General features: G+C 73.6%; 19 protein-coding genes. 9 read left to right on the top strand and 10 right to left on the bottom strand.

Going from position 1 to position 19606, the window contains the following annotated elements:
* Positions 1-6: 6 nt before the first annotated feature.
* The 3 genes from ABD352_RS47615 to ABD352_RS47605 all read right to left on the bottom strand — a co-directional run bounded on the left by ABD352_RS47615 (position 7) and on the right by ABD352_RS47605 (position 3495).
* Complete coding sequence (locus ABD352_RS47615; protein ID WP_344619250.1) at positions 7-759, bottom strand: SAM-dependent methyltransferase; 753 nt, start codon at positions 757-759, stop codon at positions 7-9.
* Positions 760-831: 72 nt separating this feature from the next.
* The gene (locus ABD352_RS47610; RefSeq protein ID WP_344619249.1) at positions 832-2427 is read right to left on the bottom strand and encodes a cation:proton antiporter; all 1596 of its coding nucleotides are present in this window, start codon (positions 2425-2427) and stop codon (positions 832-834) included.
* A gap of 6 nt (positions 2428-2433) precedes the next feature.
* Positions 2434-3495: an EamA family transporter gene (locus ABD352_RS47605; protein ID WP_344619248.1), complete on the bottom strand. Its 1062-nt coding sequence runs from the start codon at positions 3493-3495 to the stop codon at positions 2434-2436.
* Between the two features lie 88 nt (positions 3496-3583).
* Here ABD352_RS47605 and ABD352_RS47600 point away from each other — a divergent pair, with 88 nt between their 5' ends.
* A complete protein-coding gene (locus tag ABD352_RS47600; protein ID WP_344619247.1) occupies positions 3584-4693 on the top strand; it encodes a LysR family transcriptional regulator in 1110 nt (369 codons plus the stop codon).
* Here ABD352_RS47600 and ABD352_RS47595 read toward each other — a convergent pair.
* Positions 4680-5660: a sugar nucleotide-binding protein gene (locus ABD352_RS47595; protein WP_344619246.1), complete on the bottom strand. Its 981-nt coding sequence runs from the start codon at positions 5658-5660 to the stop codon at positions 4680-4682. The genes ABD352_RS47600 and ABD352_RS47595 overlap by 14 nt on opposite strands.
* A gap of 85 nt (positions 5661-5745) precedes the next feature.
* On the opposite strand from ABD352_RS47595, the gene ABD352_RS47590 reads away from it, so the two are divergent.
* Entirely contained in the window at positions 5746-7107 is a 1362-nt protein-coding gene (locus tag ABD352_RS47590) for an acyltransferase family protein (protein ID WP_344619245.1), read from the top strand.
* 12 nt (positions 7108-7119) lie between these two features.
* On the opposite strand, the gene ABD352_RS47585 is transcribed toward ABD352_RS47590, so the two are convergent.
* Complete coding sequence (locus ABD352_RS47585; RefSeq protein ID WP_344619244.1) at positions 7120-8001, bottom strand: LysR family transcriptional regulator; 882 nt, start codon at positions 7999-8001, stop codon at positions 7120-7122.
* Positions 8002-8095: 94 nt separating this feature from the next.
* Here ABD352_RS47585 and ABD352_RS47580 point away from each other — a divergent pair, with 94 nt between their 5' ends.
* From ABD352_RS47580 to ABD352_RS47570, 3 genes are all read left to right on the top strand, one after another.
* Positions 8096-9532 carry an MFS transporter gene (locus tag ABD352_RS47580; RefSeq protein WP_344619243.1) on the top strand — a complete coding sequence of 479 codons (1437 nt, stop codon included), beginning with the start codon at positions 8096-8098 and terminating at the stop codon, positions 9530-9532.
* Between the two features lie 10 nt (positions 9533-9542).
* Positions 9543-10283 carry a VOC family protein gene (locus tag ABD352_RS47575; protein WP_344619242.1) on the top strand — a complete coding sequence of 247 codons (741 nt, stop codon included), beginning with the start codon at positions 9543-9545 and terminating at the stop codon, positions 10281-10283.
* Positions 10284-10592: 309 nt separating this feature from the next.
* Positions 10593-11153, top strand: a complete 561-nt coding sequence (locus ABD352_RS47570) for a DUF1062 domain-containing protein (RefSeq protein WP_344619241.1) — start codon at positions 10593-10595, stop codon at positions 11151-11153.
* 367 nt (positions 11154-11520) lie between these two features.
* On the opposite strand, the gene ABD352_RS47565 is transcribed toward ABD352_RS47570, so the two are convergent.
* On the bottom strand, positions 11521-12003 hold the full coding sequence (locus tag ABD352_RS47565) for an NUDIX hydrolase (RefSeq protein ID WP_344619240.1): 483 nt from the start codon (positions 12001-12003) through the stop codon (positions 11521-11523).
* Positions 12004-12198: 195 nt separating this feature from the next.
* Between ABD352_RS47565 and ABD352_RS47560 the strand changes: the two genes are divergently transcribed.
* The 3 genes from ABD352_RS47560 to ABD352_RS47550 all read left to right on the top strand — a co-directional run bounded on the left by ABD352_RS47560 (position 12199) and on the right by ABD352_RS47550 (position 15487).
* Positions 12199-13602 (top strand): coiled-coil domain-containing protein, encoded by a 1404-nt coding sequence (locus ABD352_RS47560; RefSeq protein ID WP_344619239.1) that lies wholly within the window; start codon positions 12199-12201, stop codon positions 13600-13602.
* A gap of 240 nt (positions 13603-13842) precedes the next feature.
* Positions 13843-14187 (top strand): RNA polymerase-binding protein RbpA, encoded by a 345-nt coding sequence (locus ABD352_RS47555; RefSeq protein ID WP_344619238.1) that lies wholly within the window; start codon positions 13843-13845, stop codon positions 14185-14187.
* A 247-nt stretch (positions 14188-14434) separates the two neighbouring features.
* The gene (locus ABD352_RS47550; protein ID WP_344619237.1) at positions 14435-15487 is read left to right on the top strand and encodes a pentapeptide repeat-containing protein; all 1053 of its coding nucleotides are present in this window, start codon (positions 14435-14437) and stop codon (positions 15485-15487) included.
* Between the two features lie 20 nt (positions 15488-15507).
* On the opposite strand, the gene ABD352_RS47545 is transcribed toward ABD352_RS47550, so the two are convergent.
* A complete protein-coding gene (locus ABD352_RS47545) occupies positions 15508-15843 on the bottom strand; it encodes an STAS domain-containing protein (protein ID WP_344619236.1) in 336 nt (111 codons plus the stop codon).
* A 78-nt stretch (positions 15844-15921) separates the two neighbouring features.
* On the opposite strand from ABD352_RS47545, the gene ABD352_RS47540 reads away from it, so the two are divergent.
* The gene (locus ABD352_RS47540; protein ID WP_344619235.1) at positions 15922-17616 is read left to right on the top strand and encodes an MFS transporter; all 1695 of its coding nucleotides are present in this window, start codon (positions 15922-15924) and stop codon (positions 17614-17616) included.
* Between the two features lie 268 nt (positions 17617-17884).
* Here ABD352_RS47540 and ABD352_RS47535 read toward each other — a convergent pair whose 3' ends face one another.
* From ABD352_RS47535 to ABD352_RS47525, 3 genes are all read right to left on the bottom strand, one after another.
* Positions 17885-18280 carry a hypothetical protein gene (locus ABD352_RS47535; protein WP_344619234.1) on the bottom strand — a complete coding sequence of 132 codons (396 nt, stop codon included), beginning with the start codon at positions 18278-18280 and terminating at the stop codon, positions 17885-17887.
* Between the two features lie 164 nt (positions 18281-18444).
* The gene (locus tag ABD352_RS47530; RefSeq protein ID WP_344619233.1) at positions 18445-18909 is read right to left on the bottom strand and encodes a GNAT family N-acetyltransferase; all 465 of its coding nucleotides are present in this window, start codon (positions 18907-18909) and stop codon (positions 18445-18447) included.
* A 100-nt stretch (positions 18910-19009) separates the two neighbouring features.
* Entirely contained in the window at positions 19010-19567 is a 558-nt protein-coding gene (locus ABD352_RS47525) for a hypothetical protein (RefSeq protein WP_344619232.1), read from the bottom strand.
* Positions 19568-19606: the final 39 nt, after the last annotated feature.

The raw sequence follows: 19606 nt of genomic DNA, 5'->3' as shown, positions 1-19606 counted from the left end.
CGTAAGTTACCGCTCGGTCACCCGGCAGACGAACACTCCCCAGCCGAGATATCTGCGTTGGTACCGCAGGTGCGTCCGCTTCGCGGTCTGCAGGTATTCGCGCATCGCCGGCGCGTCGGGCGAGCCGGGGTTCTCGCGCAGCCAGTCGGAGACGGTCCACCACTGGGCGGCGACGTACCGGTCCCAGCTGTCGGCGTCGGCGAGGACCATCTCCAGCAGTTCGAGCCCGGCGCCTTCCAGCCGCTCCCGGGTGCCGTCGAGGGTGGTGAACTCGTCGCGGGGGAGGCCGAGCCCGGCGTAGGCCTCCTCCGGGGTGTCGTCGGCCCAGAAGGGCTCCCCCACCAGGATCAGCCCGCCGGGCCGGACGGCCCCTTTGAGCAGCTCGACGGTCCCGGCGAGCCCCTCGCCGATCCAGGTGGCGCCGATGCAGCTGACGATGTCGAAGGTCTCGGTCAGCTCGGCCAGCGCGGCCCTGCCCTCGGCGCGGCGGAACGTGACCCGGTCGGCGACCCCGAGCTCCGCGGCCCGCGCGGCGGCGATCGGGACGAACACCTCGCTGATGTCGACGCCGTGCCCCTCGATGCCGAAGATGTCCGCCCAGCGGCAGAGCATCTCGCCCTTGCCGCAGGCGACGTCGAGCTGGCGCTGGCCGGGGCGCAGGCGGCAGATCTCGCCGAGCAGCATGAGCTTGTCGTCGGTGAAGGGGTTGAGGATCCGGTGCCCGGCCTCGGCGATCTCGTGCATGCTCAGCACATCCATGCCCGCGACCGTTGCAGCGCCGGGCCCTCGCTGTCCACGGATTTGCCGATTCTCCTCCGGTTGCCCCGGCGCTCAGTGCTGCGTCACGCGCTGCAGATGGGTGGTGGCGGCCTGGTGCAGGTCGATGTCGTGGACGAGCAGCCGGGCGGTGTCGTCGTCGAGCTCGCCGGACATGACGCCGTTGATGACGGCCATGCGCTGGGCGTCGAAGTCCTCCGGGGTGGCCGCCGGGGCGTGGGTGACCGCGGCGGCGGCGATCGCCTGGCCGCGCGCGAGCAGCTCGTCGGCGCGGCGGCGCTCGGCCGCGGTGTCGATGCGCAGGCGGCGCACCAGCATCGGGATGGTGGTGCCCTGGATCAGCAGGGTGCCGAGCGTGACGAACAGGGCGATCGCCTGGATCGCGTCCCGGCCGGGGAACGGCTCGCCGTTGTGCAGGGTGTGCGGGACGGCCGCGGCGGCGGCGAGGGTGAGGATGCCCCGCATCCCGGTCCAGCCGACCACGAGAGCCTCGCGCGGGCTGGGCTCGCCGAGCGGGCCGCGCCACTCGCCGGCGGACTGGTTGAGCCGCCGCTTGCGCAGCCTGGCCTGGACCCGCCGCTGGAACCGTTCCCGGAACCGCGGGTCGTTGGCGATGCGCCGCTCCAGCCCGCGCCGCCGCAGGCCCCACCAGCCGAAGAACGCCGAGACGGCGGCGACGCGGAACACGATGACGGTCACGAGCAGCACGGCCGCGGCGATGATGGTCGCCGCCAGGCCGGGCCGGGCCGAGGCGTGCCCGAGGTCGGTGAGCACGAACCGCAGCTGCAGGCCGATGTAGGCGAAGACGAACGTCTCGAGCAGGAAGTCCAGCACCGGCCAGACGGCGTTCTCCTGCAGGCGGGTGCGGTAGGCGCCGGAGTAGTGGTGGTGCGGGTCGAGCACGACGTTGATGCTGAACGCCACCGCGGCGGTGACCACGGCGATGATCCCCGACGCGTGGATCTGCTCGGCGAGCAGGAACGCGGTGAACGGCATCAGCAGCGCCAGCGACGTCTCCAGCACCGGGTTGTGCAGCCGGGGCCGCAGCCACAGCGCGATCGCGCACAGCGCCGCGCCGATGACGAGCCCGCCGGCGACGGTGTACGCGAACAACCCGAACGGGTTGTGGAACAGCGTCTCCCCGGCGCCGGCCGCCGCGGCCGCCAGCCCGAAGAGCGTCAGCGCGGTCGCGTCGTTGACCAGGCACTCGCCGGTGAGGATGGCCGAGACCCGCCGCGGGATGCCCAGCTCGTCGCCGTGGGAGACGGTGGTGATCGTGTCGGGTGGCGCGAGCACCGCCCCGAGCAGCAGCGCGGCCGGCAGCCCGACGCCGGGCAGCAGCCAGCTGCCGACCAGCCCGGCGACGCCGGTGGTGAGCACGACCAGCGTCACGCCGAGGGTCAGGATCGGCCGGAGGTTCTGCGAGAAGCCGGACGCCGACGCCGCGCGGGCCGCGGAGTACAGCAGGGGCGGCACCACGATCGTCAGGATGAGCTCGCTGTCCAGCTCCAGCCGCGGTACGCCGGGTATGAACGACGCCCCCGCGGCCAGCACGACCACGACGAGCCCCGGCTGCACCCCTTTGCGGTGCGCGACGGCGGCGATGGCGATGCCCCCGAAAATGATCAGCAGCAGCTGGACACCATTCACGGAAGATCACCCTAGTGTGAGCGGCTCCCGCGGGCCCGTGTGCACGCCGTCACCCCGCACCTCACCTGGCGTTTCGCCCGGTGTTTCGTCCTCGGCCGGCGGCTCGGCGCGCCCGGTTTCCTCCCCGGCCAGTGGCTCGGCGCGCCCGGCTTCGTCCCCGGCCGGCGGTTCGGCGCGCCCGGCTTCGTCCCCGGCCGGCGGTTCGGCGCGCCCGGCTTCGTCCTCGGCCGGCGGTTCGGCGCGACCGCCGGAGCGTTGGGCGCCGATGCTGGCCGTGACGACGAGGGCGATGCCGGCCACGGCGGCCGGGCCGGGCACCTGACGCAGCACGAGCAGCCCGATGAGCAGCGCGGCCGCGGGTTCGAGGCTCATGAGCACGCCGAACGCCCCGGCGGTGAGCCGCCGCAGGGCCAGCATCTCCAGGCTGAACGGGATCACCGGTACCAGCAGCGCCAGGCCGAGCCCAATCAGCGCGACCTGCCAGGTCAGCCGCCCGAACGCCGCCGGCCCGGCGACTACGGCGGCGATGAGCGCCGCGACCGGCATGGACACGGCGAGGCCCTGCAGCCCGCTCACCTCGTCGCCGACGCGCTGCGTCAGCAGGATGTACGCGGCCCAGCACACCGCGGCGCCGAGCGCGCACGCCACGCCCTCGACGTTGATCGCGGCCCGCCACGGCTCGGCGAGCAGCGCCACCCCGGCCGCGGCCAGCAGGGGCCAGGCCTTCGCGGTGCGCCGGCCGCGCACGACGGCGACGCCGAGCGGTCCGAGGAACTCCAGCGCGGTCGCGGTACCCATGGGAAGCCTGGCAATGGCCGCCATGAACAGCGTCGTCATCCCGGCGGTCGCCACGCCGAGGCCGGCGCAGGCCAGCAGCGCCTGCCGGTCGAGCCGCCACACCCGGGGCCGGACCAGCGCCAGCAGGATCAGGCCGCCCCATCCGAGCCGCAGCGCGGCCACTCCCGTCGGCGGGAGCTTCTCGAACAGCGGCACGGACGCGGCGAGCCCGAACTGGACGCAGAGGATCGACCCGACGGCCATCGCGGCGCCGGCACGGTTGGTACGCATGGGTCTCAGTACAGCCACCCAAACCGTTCGCGTCCATGTGCTAATGCTGGCCATACCGTTCGGGATTCCTGAACGGTACCGTGGGCGCATGGACACGCGGCGCCTCCGCCTGCTGCTGGAGCTGTCCCGTCTCGGCTCGATGCGCGAGGTCGCCGAGGAGCTGCACGTGACCACGTCGACGGTCTCCCAGCAGCTCGCGGTCCTGGCCAAGGAGGCCGGCGCGACGCTCATCGAGCCCAACGGCCGCCGGGTGCGCCTGACCCCCGCGGGCCGCCGCCTGGCCGGGCACGCGGTGACGATCCTCGCCGCCGTCGAGGCCGCCCGCCTGGACCTGGACCGGGACGCCGAACCGGCGGGCACGCTGCGGGTGGCGGGGTTCGCCACCGCGGTGCGCCGCTCGCTGCTCCCCCTCGTCGCCGACCTCGCCGAACGGCACCCTCGGGTGCGGCTGCTGATCCACGAGCACGAGCCGGACGAGGCGTTCGCCCTGCTGGCCGCCGACGAGATCGACCTGGCCCTGACGTACGGCTACAACCTGGCCCCCGCCACGTTCGACGCCTCCGTGGCCGCGGTACCACTGTGGGCCACCTCCTGGGGCCTCGGGGTTCCGCTCGACGCTGCTGGCCTGGACGGCTTCTCGGGCCTCGGGGTTCCACTGGACGCTGCTGGCCCGGAGGGCTCCTCAGGCCTCGGGGTTCCGCTCGACCCCGCCGGCCCGGACAGCTCCCGGCGCCTCGGCGTCCCGCTCGACGCCGCGGGCCTGGACGGCTCCTGGAGCCTTGGGGTTACGCCCGACACCGTCGGCCTGGACGGCTCCTGGAGCCTTGGGGTTACGCCCGACGCCGCCGGCCCGGGCGGGCGATCCGCGACGGGCGTCTTCGCCGCCTTCCGGGACGCCGAGTGGATCGTCAACTCCCGCAACACGGCGGACGAGCGGGCGGTGCGCACGATCGCCGGCCTGGCGGGGTTCGAGCCCCGCATCGCACACCGCGCCGACAACCTCAACCTGGTCCAGGATCTGATCGTGGCGGGTCTCGGCGTGGGCCTGCTGCCGATGGACTGGCCGACGATCCCCGGGGTGCGGATCCTGGCGCTGTCCGACCCGGACGTGACGATGCGCGCCTACGCGGTGACCCGGCGCGGCCGCGCCGCCTGGCCACCGCTGGCGCTGCTGCTCAACCTGCTCACCTCGCCATGAACTCGCGGGCGCCCCGCAGCCGGGTACGGAGCGTGACGGCGGCCAGGCCGATGTCGAGCCGCAGGTCGCCCGGCCGCCCGGACGAGGTGGCGGCCCGCAGCCGCCCGGCGTCGAGCCCGTCACGGTGCGCGACGAGCAGCCCGAGGTCGTACCGGCTGATCGCGTCGGGACCGGCGACGTTGAGCACCCCGGCGTACTCCCCCGGCTTCCCCGCCTTCCCCGCGTCCTTCGCCGTCTCCGCGCCCCTCGCCGCCTCCGCCGCCTCCGCGTCCTCCGCGTTCTTCGCGTTCTTCGCGTTCTTCGCGCCGAGTTCCAGCAGCGCGTCGGCGAGGTCGTCGACGTGGACCGGCTTGCGGATCTCGTCGGTGAACAGCGCCCCGTCGGCCCGCCCGGCCACGAGGTCGTGGGTGAGCAGCTCGTGCGCCCCGTTGCCGTCGCCGAGGATGAGCGAGGTCCGCACCACCACCGCCGAGGGCATGATCGCGCGCACCGCCGTCTCGGCCGCCGCCTTCGCCGCCCCGTACGGGTAGATCGGGTCCGGCTCGTCGCGCTCCGTGTACTCGCGTCCCGCCCGCCCGGAGAAAATTGCGTTGCTGGAGACGTGCACGAGCCGTACCGGGCCGGCAACGGCCTGTGCGCACGCGACGGCCACGTTGGCGGCCCCGTCGGCGGTCGCCGCCCAGTCGTTGCGGTCCCGGCCGGCGGCGGCGTGCACCACGAAGTCGGGTGCGGCCGCGTCGACCACGTCCCGCGTCGCTCGACGGTCGCGGATGTCGAGCCGCACCCACTCGATGGCCGCCCGGGGCGCTCGGCCGCCCGCATCCGCCGCGTCGCCCGGTCGACCAAGTACCGCCGTGCCGAGTTCGCGGACGTGCGTGCCGATGACGGTGTGCCCGGCCGCGAGCGCCCGGTGGGCGACCCGCCGACCGAGCGACCCGGTCGCCCCGGTGATGAGAATGTGCGCCATGAACGTCAGTCATACCGCAGAGCTACCCGCGGATCGCTCCCTGGCGTGACGTGCCCGCACGCGCCGTCCTCGTACGGTCCGCCCCATGACAACCGAACGTGATCGGGCCATCGACGCCCTGCGCGCTGTCGCGATCCTCGGCGTGGTGCTCGGCCACTGGCTCGTCACCGCCGTCGTCCTGGACAGCGACACGGTGCGGGTGGCCAGCCCGCTGCGGGCGATTCCCTGGCTGGCCCCGGCCTCGTGGCTGTTCCAGACCCTGGCGTTGTTCTTCTTCGTCGGCGGCATGGTCGCCGCCCGTTCCTCGATCGACCGGTACGGCCCGTGGCTGCGCGCCCGCCTGGACCGCCTCTTCCGCCCGGTCCTCATCCTCGTCGCCGTCTGGAGCGGCGCGCTGATCGTGGCCACCGTGTGCGCCCCCGGCCTGTTGCCGGTCGTCGGCTCGCACACCGTGCTGAAGCTGGTCGCGTCCCCGCTGTGGTTTCTGCTCGTCTTCGCAGCCCTCACCGCCGCGACCCCGCTCGTGCGCCGCCTGCACCCTGCGTGGCCGTTCGCCGTGGTGGCCGCCGTCGACCTGGCCCGCCTCGGCCTGGGCGCCCCGGCGTGGCTGGGCTGGCTCAACCTGGCCGCGGGCTGGCTGGTGCCGTTCTGCCTGGGCGCCGCCTGGACCCGCGGCCGGTTCCGTTCCCGGCGGGCCGGCTGGCTGCTGCTCGTCGCCGGCGCCGCGGGCGCGGTCACGCTGACCGGCTGGTTCGGCTACCCGGTGTCGATGGTCGGCGTCCCCGGCGAAGGCATGTCGAACCTCAATCCGCCCAGCCTCGCCGCGGTCGCATTCGGTATCGCCCAGTGCGGCGCAGCGCTGCTGCTGATGCCGGCCCTGCGCCGCGCCATGCGCCACCGCCGCCCCTGGCTGGCCGTGGCCCTGATCAACCTCAGCGCCATGACGATCTTCCTGTGGCACCAGACGTCGCTGCTCGTCGTGACCCTGCTGGTGCCCGGTCCGCTCGACGGCCTGCACACGGCTCCGGCGGGCGTGTCGTGGCTGTTCGCGCGGCTGTTGTGGCTGCCGGTGTTCGCGGCGGTACTGGCCGTGTCCTGGCTGCTGTTCCACCGCTTCGAGCACCGCGGCCTCTCCCCAGCAGCCCTCCTCGCCGGCACCGACGCCCGCGGCCTCCCCGCAGCGGCCCTCCTCGCCGACGCCGACCACCGGCTCAGCCTCAGCGCCACATCCAACACCGGCGACGGCATCGTCGCCGGTCAGGCCGCGTGCGCCGACCGCGACGCCTGCGGCCTCCCCGTGGCGGCCCTCTTCGCCGACGACGGCCACCGCGGCCCCTCCCCAGCCGCCCTTCCCGCCGATGCCGACGCCCGCGACCTCTCCCCGGCCGCCCTCCTCGCCAAGGCCGACACCAACGGTGACGCCCGGGAGTCCGTCCGGTCGGCGTGACGCCTCGAGTGTTCAGGGACGCGCGGCGGCGTACAGGATCTCGCGCATGCCTGGGAACTGCTCGTGGTCCTCGCGCCACACCAGGCGCAGGCTCAGGTCGGGGACGGGCAGGCCGAGCCGGACCAGCGTCCCGGACCGGATGCGGTCGGTGACCGCGAAGTCCGGCAGCAGCGAGATGCCGAGGCCGTGCTCGGCCCAGGCCACCATGACGGAGACCCCGCCGGCCGGCACCCGCCGCGGGCCGGCGCCGAAGAGCCGGTCGCCGGCGAGCCGGAACGAGCATTCGGGCACGTTGACGAGCAGCCGCTCGCCGGCGAGGTCGGCGGCGACGAGCCGGTCACGCTCCGCGAGTGGATGCGTCGGCGCGGCGACGAGGGCGAGCGGGACGGATTCCAGGTCGACGTACGTGAGCGGCCCGGCCGGCGCGGCGAACCCGAGGCCGCCGATCGCGTCGCCGGCGTCGAGCAGCAGCGCGGCGTCGAGTTGGCCGTCGAGGACCCCGTTGAGCAGCCCGTCACGGACGCGGTCGGCGTGCACCTCGACGTCGATGTCGGGCCAGCGCTGCGCGAAGCGGGCCAGGACCTGCGGCACGTACACGCCGGCGAGGGTCTCCAGCGCGCCGAGCCGCAGCGGCCGGCGCTCGTCGCGGACGTCGCGGACGGCCTGCTCGGCCTGCTGCAGCAGCACCCTGGCCCAGCCCTGCAGGCGTTTCCCGGCGGCGGTGAGCTCCATGCCGCGCGGGCCGCGCGTGAACAGGGCGACACCGAGCGTGTCCTCGAGGGTCCTGATCTGCTGGGAGACGGACGAGGGCGCGAGGTCGAGGGCGATCGCGGCGTCGGTGACGGTCCGGTGCCGGATGACCGCTTCGAAGGTCCGCAGCTGGCGCAGTTCCACGCCGGCATCAAGCCCGCCGGGCGTTCGGAAATTCCGAATGCTGCATGCGGTACCGCCGGTGGAGCCTCGGCGCCGTCCGCCGCACGGTGCTCCCATGAACGTTCTGCGACCGGCCGCACGCCGGATGCTGTCAGGCATAGCGCTCGGATATTTCATGGTGCTGCTCGACATGACCGTCCTCTCCGTCGCCGAGCCGGACCTGGCGGCATCGCTGTCCACGTCGATGGCGGGCCTGCAGTGGGCGACGACGGGGTACACGGTCACGTTCGCCGCTCTACTGCTGTCGGCGGGCGCCGCCACCGACCGTTACGGCGCGGCTCGCCTGTTCCGTGGCGGCACCGCCGTGTTCGCGGCCGCCTCGCTGCTGACCGCCCTCGCCCCGAACCTATGGGTGCTCGTCGCCTTGCGGGCGGTGATGGGCGTGGCGGCCGCGGCGTGCGTGCCGGCGTCGATGGCGATGATCGCCCGCCTGTACCCGGAGCCGGGCGCCCGCGCCCGTGCGATCGCGGCGTGGGCCGCCACCAGCGGGCTGGCCGTCGCCGCCGGGCCGATCGCCGGTGGCGCCCTGGTCGGCGTGGCAGGGTGGCGGGCGGTGTTCCTGATCAACGTCCCGATCGGCCTGCTCGTCCTGGTCCTGACCGCGGCCCGCACCGGCCCGCACCCGGAACGTGCCCAGCCGCTGCGGCGGATCGACTGGCCGGCCCTGACCGCGGCCCGCACCGGCCCGCAGCCGGAACGTGCCCAGCCGCTGCGGCGGATCGACTGGCCGGCCCAGATCGCGGCCGCCGCGCTGCTGGCCCTGGCGACCGACACGCTGATCGCCGCCGGTGCCCGGCAATGGCCGCACGCAATGACGGCCTTGACGGTAACCGTGCTGTCACTTTTCGTGTTCGTCCGGTTGGAGCGACGCAGTCACGCTCCGGTCCTGCACCGCGAGCTGATCCGGGTCGGCCGGGTGCGCGCGGCCCTGCTCGCGGGCGCGGCGGTGAACTTCGCGCTGTCGGGGGCCCTGTTCGTGCTGCCGCTGCTGCTCCAGCGGCACCTCGACGCGCTGCACACGGGCCTGGCGTTCCTGCCGCTGACGGTGCCGTTCGCCGTCAACCCGCCGGTGACGGGCAGGATCGTGGCGCGGGTCGGCCCGTTCCGGCCGATCGTGGCCGGCCTCGCGCTGATGGCCACCGGCGGGTCGGTGCTGGCGGTGGTACTGCACGTGAGCGCCGCCTATCCGTGGCTGGCGATCGGCCTGCTGCTGACCGGGTTCGGCGTGTCATTCGCATTACCGGCGCTGACGGCGGCCATGGTGAGCGCGGCCCCCGCCGGAGCGACCGGCGCGGCGGGAGGTGTGCTCAACGCGGTACGCCAGACCGGCGCCACGATCGGGGTGGCCGTGATGGGCGCGGCGGTGGCCACCGGCACCGGCACCGCCCTGCTGCTCTCCGCCGCCGTGTGTGCCCTGGCCACGGCCGTGTTCGCCCTGACCGGCCGCGGGGCTCCCCGCCGCGCGAGCGTGCCGGTCGAGTCCGCCGCGTAGGGTCGTCGGCATGGCGCTGCGGCTGGTTCAGGCAAACATCAAGGCTCGCGACGACTCGGCGCTCGGCCGGTTCTGGGCGCAGGCGCTCGGCTGGGGCACGTCCAGCTCGGGTGCCGGTGCGACCGCCGTGGTCCCCACGGGTTTCGTCTGGACGGACCCCGACGCCCCGGTCTGCATCGACTGCATCGCCGTACCGGACCCCGAGACGGTGCGGTACCGCGCGCACCTCGACCTGGCCACCACGTCGGCGGCCCATCAGGCGGACCTCGTCGCGCGCCTGCTGGAGCTCGGTGCCACGCCCGCCGACATCGGCCAGGGCGACGTGCCGTGGACGGTGCTGGCCGACCCGGAGGGCAACGTGTTCTGCGTGCTGGAGCCGCGGGAGATCTACCGGGACACCGGCCCGATCGCCGCGGTGGTCGTCGACTGCGCGGACCCGCGGGCGCTGGCCGAGTTCTGGGGCGAGGCGACGGGCTGGACCGTGCACGAGGTCACCGACGACTTCGCGACACTGCGCTCCGCCCGGGGTGGCGGGCCGTTTCTCGAGCTGCTGCGCTCACCGGGCGTGCGGACCGCGCGACACCGCGTGCATCTGGACGTGGTGCCGTACCGCGGCGATGATCAAGCCTCGGAGGTGGCTCGGCTGCTGTCGCTTGGCGCGACGCTCGCCGACGTCGGCCAGGGCAACGTGTCGTGGACGTGCCTGGCCGACCCGGAGGGCAACGAGTTCTGCGTCCTCGCCCCGGGCTGAATCCGCGTCCTTGCCCAGGGTGAACGTGTCCTCACCCTGGCTGACACCACGGTCCTCGCCCCGGGCTGAAACCGGTTGAGCGGCGCGTCCGCGGTCCCGTACGGTGCCAGCGGCCCATCACACCGTGCGGACAAGGGACGACATCGCGTGACCCCGCCTGCCCTGTAGACCTGACACCTTCTCGCGCTCACCTGTAGCCGGCGCTCCTGCCGGCTCTGCCGGGCTGCCCTCGCGCGCCCGGTCATCCAGCGTCCGAGGCCGCGTCTTCGGCCTCGTGTCAGGTCTTCACAGATCAGGTCGGGAACGATCATGTCTTCACAACCGCATACCGTGCTGTCCTGGTTCGTCCGCCGCACCAGGCTCCCCCTGCTGTCGTTGCGCTGCCTGGACTGCCGCTCGGACTCGGCCACGACCGGCGACGGCCGGTTCCGGGTCAACGCCAACGGCAAGCTCCTCGACGTGTGGCTGCTGGTCCGCTGCGTCTCCTGCGACCGGACCAGCAAGCTCACCGTGCACGAGCGGGCCCCTGTCGGCTCCCTCGACCCGGCCGAGCTGCACGGCTACCACGTCAACGATCCGCGGCTGGTGGCGTCGAGGCTCCTGGACCCGCTGCTCGCCCGGCACAACCGGTTCACCCTCGACTGGACGGGGGCCTGGCGCCTGCACACTCCGCCGGCGGTGCCTGACTGCGCGTGGCCGGTCCACGTCGCGGTCGTGTTCGAGGATCCGGTACCGCTACGCCCGGACCGTCTCATCGCGCACGGGCTCGGCCTCAGCCGCGGCGAGGTCCTGCGCCGGGTCAAGTGCGACAGTGCGCTGCGCCGCCCGACCAGCACCGGCTTCACCTTCACCGTGATGGCCGGCGGCTGACGGGGATTGTCGCCGCGGCGGACCACCCGGCCCGCTGCGGCGACAGTCGTCGGCAATCACGCTGCGGTATCTTCTCCTGCCGCCGGGCCGCGGATGACCTGGCAATCGGAATCGATCGCTTCCTCGAGAACGAGCCCGTCGCTTGCCTCGATCACGGCGGTGGGGCCCGGCCGGGGCGTGATGACAAGGTCCGTGGTCCGGAAGAACCGGCCCCCCGTCCGCTTCCCCGGTCGTTGCCCATCCGCGCAGCACGGCGCCGATGGCGTCGAGCATCATGAGCGACGACGCGTAGTTGGCCGGCTCGCCTGCGAGAGTGACGTGGCAGTTACGGCCATGACCCGGCCATCCAGAGCGCCCCTCAACCGTGTCAGTGCCGGAGGAGCCCGGTGACCTGGATCGGCGTCACGTGTCCGCTCGGTGGCGCACTGTGATGCAGTTCGAGACCAATGTCGACGATGACCGCGCGTTCCAGGCCGGCGACCTCTGTCGTCGGTATCCATTGCGTCAGGTCGGTCGAGCCGCCCGTCTCATGCCGAAGCTCGCCGCCGACGACCCGGACCCGGTAGTACACGCCCAGGCTGTGCAGCTCGGCGCCGCCGGGGTCGCCCCACTCGACGAACCTCGCTCGCGAGTCCACGCCGAGTAGCCGCTCGACCTCGGCCTGGTACCCCGTCTCCTCGGCCACCTCACGGATCACCGCGTCGAACGGGTCCTCGCCGTGCTCGACCTTCCCGCCGGGCAGTGTCCAGTGCCGCCGCGCCCCGTCGGGCGAGACGTACCGGGCCAGCAGCACGTGTCCGTCGCGCAGGCAAACCCCGTACGCGGCAACCCGTAGTCGTTGCGCTACCACGCCACACCCCTTCCCGGCGTCGCGCCTGGAAACGGCGCAGCACACCATAACAGTCATTATGGTGTATCGCCCGCGCGGCCGTTCCACGCGTGTCCGGAGGTCCGTTTGCGCCGATTAACGAATAACCAATATTGGTAATTCAGTAATCGGCGCGGCGAGATGCCCTGGGAACGTTCGCTGGCTACGCTGACGCGCGTGACGGAGTCTCGAATCGACGTGCGGATCGACGACCGCGACATTGCCGACGACCGGGTCGGCGAGGACCGCCCGTGCGCCTACTGCGGACGGCCGGTCCCACAGCGCAACGCGGCCGGACGGCCGTTCCGGTACTGCCGCGACAACGACGGCGAATGTCAGCGCAACGCCCGCAACTCGCGGATGCGCCAACGCACGTCGCCGGGCCTGAGCGGGCAGGTCGCCCGCGCGTTCGAGATCGCCGAACGGCTCGACCACGCGCTGAGCGACCTCGTCGACGCCCTGCACGCCGAGGTGTCCCCAGCCGGGATCGAGCGGCAGGTCGCGGAGGCGCGGGCAGAAGCGGCGGCGGGGCTGGTCGCCGCGCACGCCGAGCGCGACGACGCCCGCGAGGAGACCCGCCGCGCTAAGGCCGAGCGCGACGCGGCGCGTGAACAGGTCCGCCGGGCGGGGCAGGCCCAGCGGGACGCGCAGGCCCAGGCCGACCAGTGGCAGGCCCACGCCGAGCGCTCGCTCGACGAGCGCAACGACGTGGTCGACCAGCTGCGGGAGGCCGAGGCCAGGCAGTCGGAGACGACGGCGCTGCTGCAGCAGGCGCAGGACGCCATGGAGCAGGAGCGCGTCGTACACGCCGCCGAGCTCGCGGCGGCCGAGGAGCGGGTCCGGCGGGCCGAGACGCGCGCCGAGGAGTTCGGCCGGCAGATCGAGGCGGAGGCGGACCGGCGTGTCGCGGCCGCCCGCGCCGAGGCGGACCGGGACATCGCCGCCGCCGGCGCGCAGGCCGAGCGGCGGGTGGCGGAGGGCAAGGCGGCCGCGGACGCGACGGTCGCCGAGGCGCGCGCCGCGACGGACCGCATGATCGCCGAGACCCGCGCGGCCGCCGAACGGGCCGTCGCTGCGGCAGGCGCGGAGTGTGAGCAGAGCATCACCGAGGCGCGGGCCGCGGCGGACGAGGCGGTCTCCGCCGCGCGGGAGGACGCCAAGCGGGTGATCGCGCAGTACCGCGAAACTGTCGACGCCGCCACTGCGGAGCGCGACGCGGCCCGGCGGGAGGCGCAGACGGCGGCGGTGCTGCGGGCCGAGGCGTACCGCGAGCGTGACGCCGCCCGCGACGAGGCCGGCAGCGCGCTGCGGGAGCGCGACGTCGCGCACACCGCCGTGGAGCGGGCGCTGCGGGAGTCCGCCGAGGTGGAGAGCCGCCTGCACCGGCGCCTCGACGCCGAGGGCGCGCGCGCCGCGTCGGCGGAGGCGGCGCTGATCGCGGCCCGCGAGGACGTGGCCCGGCTGCGCAACGAGGCGGACCGGGCGCACGGCTGGGCGGACGACCTGCGCGTCCAGGTGACCCAGCTCACCGCGGCCCTGACCCGGCTCACCTCACCTGCGGGCGGCGCGCTCGGCGGGTGAGAACGGTCAACCTAGCGGGTGACCTGCCGAAACTACCTCCGGTGAGGCGCGACACGGCGCGGCACAACTGGTCGATCATTGAAACCCAACGTAAAATCAGGGTACCGACCCGGCGACTGACCTACCGCCAGCCCGGGTAGGTCGTGTAATCTGCCCGCCCGCGGTGGGAATCGTAAGACCGCATGGCGTCGTTGGAAACAACGGAACGAACGCACCACGATTCGAAGGGGAAGACCGACCATGGGCGAGCGCATGCTGCGCGGCAGCCGTCTCGGAGCCGTCAGCTACGAGTCCGACCGCAACACCGAGCTGGCTCCGCGTCAGACCCGAGAATACCTGTGCGCCAAGGGGCACCAGTTCGAGGTTCCGTTCGCCGTTGACGCCGAGGTCCCGATGACCTGGGAGTGCAAGTTCGACGGCAGTGTGGCGCGGTTGGTCGATGGCAGCGAGCCTGAGCAGAAGAAGGCGAAGCCGCCGCGCACCCACTGGGACATGCTGCTCGAGCGGCGCACGATCGCCGAGCTCGAGGACATTCTCAACGAGCGTCTCGAAGAGGTGCGCCGGCGCCGCGGTCGCATCGCGTAGCTGCAGCAACGTCGCTGAAGCCCCGGTCTTCCCCGACCGGGGCTTTTCGGCGCCCGCACCACGATCCGCGACCCCCGTCCGTCCCGCCCAGCACGCCCAACCTTCCCGCCGCCAGCGGCCGGCGGCGCCACCTCGCCGAGGCGAAGCGTGGCGCGCCGTGCGGAAACCTGTGGAACGGCGCCGGGTGTGATGCTTGGATCGGCAAGCGGTTACAGCCGTGGCCGGGATGGACCGACGGGAAGGCACGATGGACGCAGAGCTACGCGCCGATTGCTCACGGTGCTTCGGGATTTGCTGCGTCGCACCCGCGTTCGCCCGCTCCTCGGACTTCGCGATCGACAAGCCGGCCGGCCAGCCCTGCCCGAACCTCGGCGACACGTTCGGCTGCGGCATTCACACCCGCCTACGCGAGCGCGGCTTTCCAGGCTGCACGGTCTACGACTGTTTCGGCGCCGGCCAGCACGTCGCCCAGGTCATCTACGAGGGCCGAGACTGGCGCCGCGACCCGGCGTCCGCGCCGCGGATGTTCGACGTGTTCGCCGCGGTCCGCATCCTGCACGAACTGATGTGGTACCTCACCGAAGCCCGGCACCTCGCCGAGTCCCTGGCGCCGTCCCGCAGCGGCGCGACGTACCCGACCAAGCCCGGCACCGAGTCAACGCTGCCATCGGGCGGCGGCCCGGCCGCCGCCAGCGCGGCGGCCGCGGCAGGGCCTGGCGCGCAGTTGCCGCTGCCTCCGGGTGGCGGAACGATCCGCGATGGCGATGCGTTGCCGGCGGCAACCGGCAAGCGCGGTCGGGCCGGCCGGCGGCGGTCCCAGGCGACAGCACTCACCGAATCCGGCCCCGGGCGGGCCGTGGCTATCTCGTCGCTGGCGGCGGCGGTCGACGACGCCCTCTCGGCAACGCGAGCGCTGCGTGACGACGCCGACACCCTCACGCCGGCGGCCGCCGAGGCGCACCGCGACCGGATCGCGCCGCTGCTGCGCGAGGTCAGCGCGGCCGCCCGCGGCGCCCGCGCGAAGTCCCCGGGCCGGCACCTTCTCGGCGCGAAGCTGCGCCGCGCCGACCTGCGCAATGCCGACCTGCGCGGCGCCCTGCTGATCGGCGCGGACCTGCGTGGCGCCGACCTGCGCGGGGCGGACGTCATCGGCGCGGATTTGCGCGGCGCCGATCTTCGCGGCGCGGACCTGAGCACGACGCTGTTCCTGATCCAGTCGCAGCTCGACGCCGCCGCCGGCGACGCGGCGACGAGGCTGCCGCAACGCCTGCGCCACCCGGCCCACTGGCGATCGCAGTGACGCTGCGTCCCGCCCGACGCTCAGACCGTGGTCGGGTCGGCGTTCAGGGCGGAGCCGACGGTGTCGTGGACGGGGACCGGGCCGGCGATGCCCACCGTGTGCAGCAGGCCGGCCAGGAACCGCGAGGGCGCGGCGAGGCGGAGGAAGCCGCCGTTGGCGACGCAGTGATTGTGACCGTACGCGAAGGTGCCGAGCCCGACCGAGTCGCAGAAGTCGACGCCGGCCAGGTCGATCACGATCCGGTTCCGGCCGGCGTCGAAGAGTGTGTGCATCGCGTCGCGCAGCTGCGGCGCGGTGGACAGGTCGATCGGCCCGTGCACCGACACGAGAACGATGTCGTCGCCACGGTTTGTCACTGCAACATGCATAGCCAGATCCTGCTCGCTTCGGCAGGGTTTCGCAGCGTTCGCGTACCCCCGATCGGGTGACGCTGCGTGAGTGCGGTGCGTTGGCTGGCGGCGGCGACCCTCGCCCGTACCGCCGACGCAGGCTCGGGTGTCGTGATCGTCCTGGCGTCGGTGCGGGAGTTCGGCGGCCCGGTACAGGGTTCGCTGGTGCTCGCGGTGCTGCTGGTTCCGAACGTCGTAGCGGGCCCATTCCTCGGTGTGCTCACCGACCGGGCCAAACACCCGCGGGTGCTGCACGCCTGTTTTGTCGGCGGCTTCGGTGCCGCGCTCGGTGGCGTGCTGTCGCTGCTCGGTCACGCGCCGCAGCCGGCCGTGCTCGCACTGGCGGCCATCGCCGGCTGCTGCGCCCCGATGATCTTCGGTGGGCTGTCCAGCCGCCTCGACGACGTGGTGGCCGAGGAGCGGCGGCGACGGTTCCGGGGACTGGACGCGGCCACGTACAACGTCGCGGAGATCGCCGGCCCGGCGGTCTGCGCCGCCCTGGTCGTGTCGGTGGGCGTCCCGGCGGCCGCGACGGCCCTGGCGGCGTCGTGTCTCGCCGCGGCCGTCCTTCTCCTGACCGTGCGGACCATCGGCGCGCCCCAGCCGGCCACCGAACGTGAGGTCCCCGTGACCGAACCGGTTGCGGCGGCGACGTCCACAGTCGGCGGAATGGAGACCGACCCAACGGCAGCAACCGCGGCGCGAACACCGGCCGCGGCAATCGGCACGGATCTGGTCGCGCCGGATTCGGACCGTGCGGCTCTGCATGCGGAGCGCACGGTGGCGGACGCGCACCATGCGCCCGCGAGCGCGGACCTCGTCGTTGCGGACACGCCCCGCTCGGCCCTCCATACGGACGGTACGACCCATGTGATCGGTGCGGCGGCAAGCGCGGACCCCGTAATCAATGACGCGCGTCATGCACCCGCGGACGCAGACACCGCAGTGACGAGCACGCCCCGTTCCGCCCCGCATGCGGACAGTGCGGACGGTGCGGCGGCGAGCGCGGACCCCGTGGTGGAAGACACGCGCCATGCACCCGCGGACGCAGGCGCCGTAGCTGCGGACACGCGCGGCCCAGCTGCGGACGCGCGCCGCCCAGCTGCGGACTCGGGCCAGGCGCGAGCGGACGCGGAGGGTGCCCGGGGCAGGCTGGGGTCGGACCTCCTGGCTGGGCTGCGGGCGATCGGCGTGTCGCGGCCGCTGCGGGCGGTGACGACGGCGGCGTGTGTGGCGGCGTTCGGGCTCGGGATGATGCCGGCGGTCGCGGTGCTGCTGGGTGTTGCGCACGGCCGTCCCACCGGTGGCGGGGTGCTGATGACGGCGGTCGGGGTGGGTGCGCTGGCCGGTTCGCTGGTGGTGGCCCGGTGGCCGATCGGCATGGCGGCGCACCGGTTCGTGCTGTGGTGCCTGATGGTGATGGCGGCGGCACTCACGGTGTCCGCGGTGGTCGACTCGTGGGTGGCGCTGGTGGCGCTATTCGGGGTCGTGGGGCTGTGTGACGGGCCGATGCTCGCGGCGGTACTGCAGGTGCGTTCCACGGAGGCCCCCGGCCGGGTGCGGACGCAGGTATTCACCATCGGCGCCGGTCTGAAGGTGAGCATGGCGGCGGTCGGCGCGGCGGTGTTCGCGAGCGTGGCGGCGTGGCCGGTGGAGGCGCTGGTGGTTGGCGTCGCCGGTACCCAGCTGCTCGGGGCCGTGGTCGGCGCCCTGCTGCTCGGCCGCGCCCGGCGGCGATAGGGACCCAGCGGCGGAAGGAGCCCGGCGGCGAGCGGGCCCGGCGGCGGAAGGGTCCCGGGCGGGGATAGAGCCCGGCGGCAATAGGAGCCGGCGACCGGCAACGCGACGGGTCGCTGCCCGCGTGAAAGTCGCACGAGAACCCCACGTGGAAGTCGCACGAGAAGCGCGAAGCCTACGGCAGGCCGTACGGCGCATGGGGCGGATGGAAGTGCGCCGCAAACGCGTACGGGCGGCAGTCCGAGGACTGCCGCCCGTACCGTGCTGTCACCTAGCGGTGGTGGCGCCGGCCGTTGTCGTGCGCGACCAGGATCCAGCCCTTCTTCCCGAAGGCCGGGACGCAGACGCCGTAGTCGAACCGGCCCGAGTGTTCACCGGTCCAGGCGAAGAACTGGCAGGTCTTCTTGTTCTTGTACCAGCCGGCGATCCAGGAGCGGTCGTGGTCGCCGGGCCGGCCGTGCTGGCCACCCTGCGGCCCGCCGTTCGGGCCGCCGTGCGGACCGCCGTGCGGGCCGCCCTGAGGACCGCCGTGCGGGCCGGGCTGGGCGACCGTGGTCTTGTCGGCCTGGGTGGTGGCGGCCGACGCGGCCGTGGCCGTCATGCCGAAGACCGCGCCGGCGGTCAGGGTCATGGCGCCCAGCGCCAGCACTCGTTGTGCGTTTCGCATCTTGACTCCCCCTCGTGTCGTGATGACGCGATCACACTACGTAGCGAAAAGTCATAAATGCCGCAAAACGCCTCATCCTTTCAGCCAGAGACTGCACGACATGTGGACAGGCGCTATCGCCGAGCGAGCCGACTCGTGATAGCCGGAATTTCCGGCTTTATCGGTCAAACAGGCAGCACGAGGACGGTACCGCCCGTGGTGAAAGGCTCGCGCTGCGTGACTTCGAAGCCGCAGCGGACGTAGGCCGACATGGCGGCGGTATTACCGGGGGCGACCTCGAGTTCAACGGCGGCGTGGCCGCGGTCACGGGCCCAGCCGGCGGCGGCGTCGACGAGACCGGCGGCGACGCCGCAGCCGCGGGCGGCGGGGACGACCCACATGCCGATGAGGTGCGCGGTGCCGGGGTCGGCGGCGGCGACCCAGGCCCCGGCGATCCCGACGGGCTCGTCGAGGGCGGCGAACGCGGTGAAGAACGCCCCACCGGCGGGCCAGGTACGCCAGTCGGCCTCGCTGCGGTGGCTCTCCCGCGCGTACGTGCTGGCGAAGGCGGCGGGACTGTCGCGGAGGGCGGCGAGGCGCAGGTCGCGCTTGAGTTGCCACTCGTCGGCACGGAGAGGGCGCACGTCCACGGGAGGACCTTCTCAATTCACCCGCCACGGGGCAAGTGGGATACCACCCGACGAGTCACCCGCGAATCGGCCGCAGGCGGGACGCGAGGCGGCTGGAGGGTCAGGTGGCGGCGCGGGAGGTGTCCAGCTGCTGCAGCAGGGGGCCGACCAGGTCGGTCAGGTCGCGGACGAGGACGGTGACGGCGCGTTCCGCCGACGCGGCGATGTCGTCGTCGGTGGCGTCCAGGTCGGGGGCGGCGGGCAGGTCGTCCAGGGGCAGCGGCGCTTCGACGAGCAGGGTGGCACGCAGGTGCGGGTTCCGGCTCAGGTCCCGGTCGGTGGGCCGGACGAACTGGCCGAAGAGCTCGGGCCAGCCACGCCAGCCGCGGTCGCGCCACCAGGCCCGGGAGGCGGTGAGCTCGGCCGGCAGGGCGGAGACGAGCTCGACGGCGGCGGTGAGGCCGCCGTCGAACGGGTTGCGGGCGCATTCGGCGGTCAGGACGCGGCGGTGCCAGCGCACGTAGCCGGGGTCGAGGGCGGGCGGGGTGGCGAGCGTCCAGGCGGCCGCGGCGAAGGCGACGGGGGCGATGTCGCCGAGGCTGTCGGCGAACGCGGGCCGCGAGGCGAGGGCGAGCTCGTGGTACCGCTCACGGTCCCGGTCCAGCCAGAACGTCTTCACCACTGCGACGATAGCCCGGGAACCGCCCGCCGCCCGCCT

This window comes from Dactylosporangium salmoneum, from assembly GCF_039532525.1.
Taxonomy (GTDB): domain Bacteria; phylum Actinomycetota; class Actinomycetes; order Mycobacteriales; family Micromonosporaceae; genus Dactylosporangium; species Dactylosporangium salmoneum.
The sequence above is the reverse complement of the archived record's forward strand: the minus strand, read 5'-3'. Positions and strand labels throughout refer to the sequence as shown.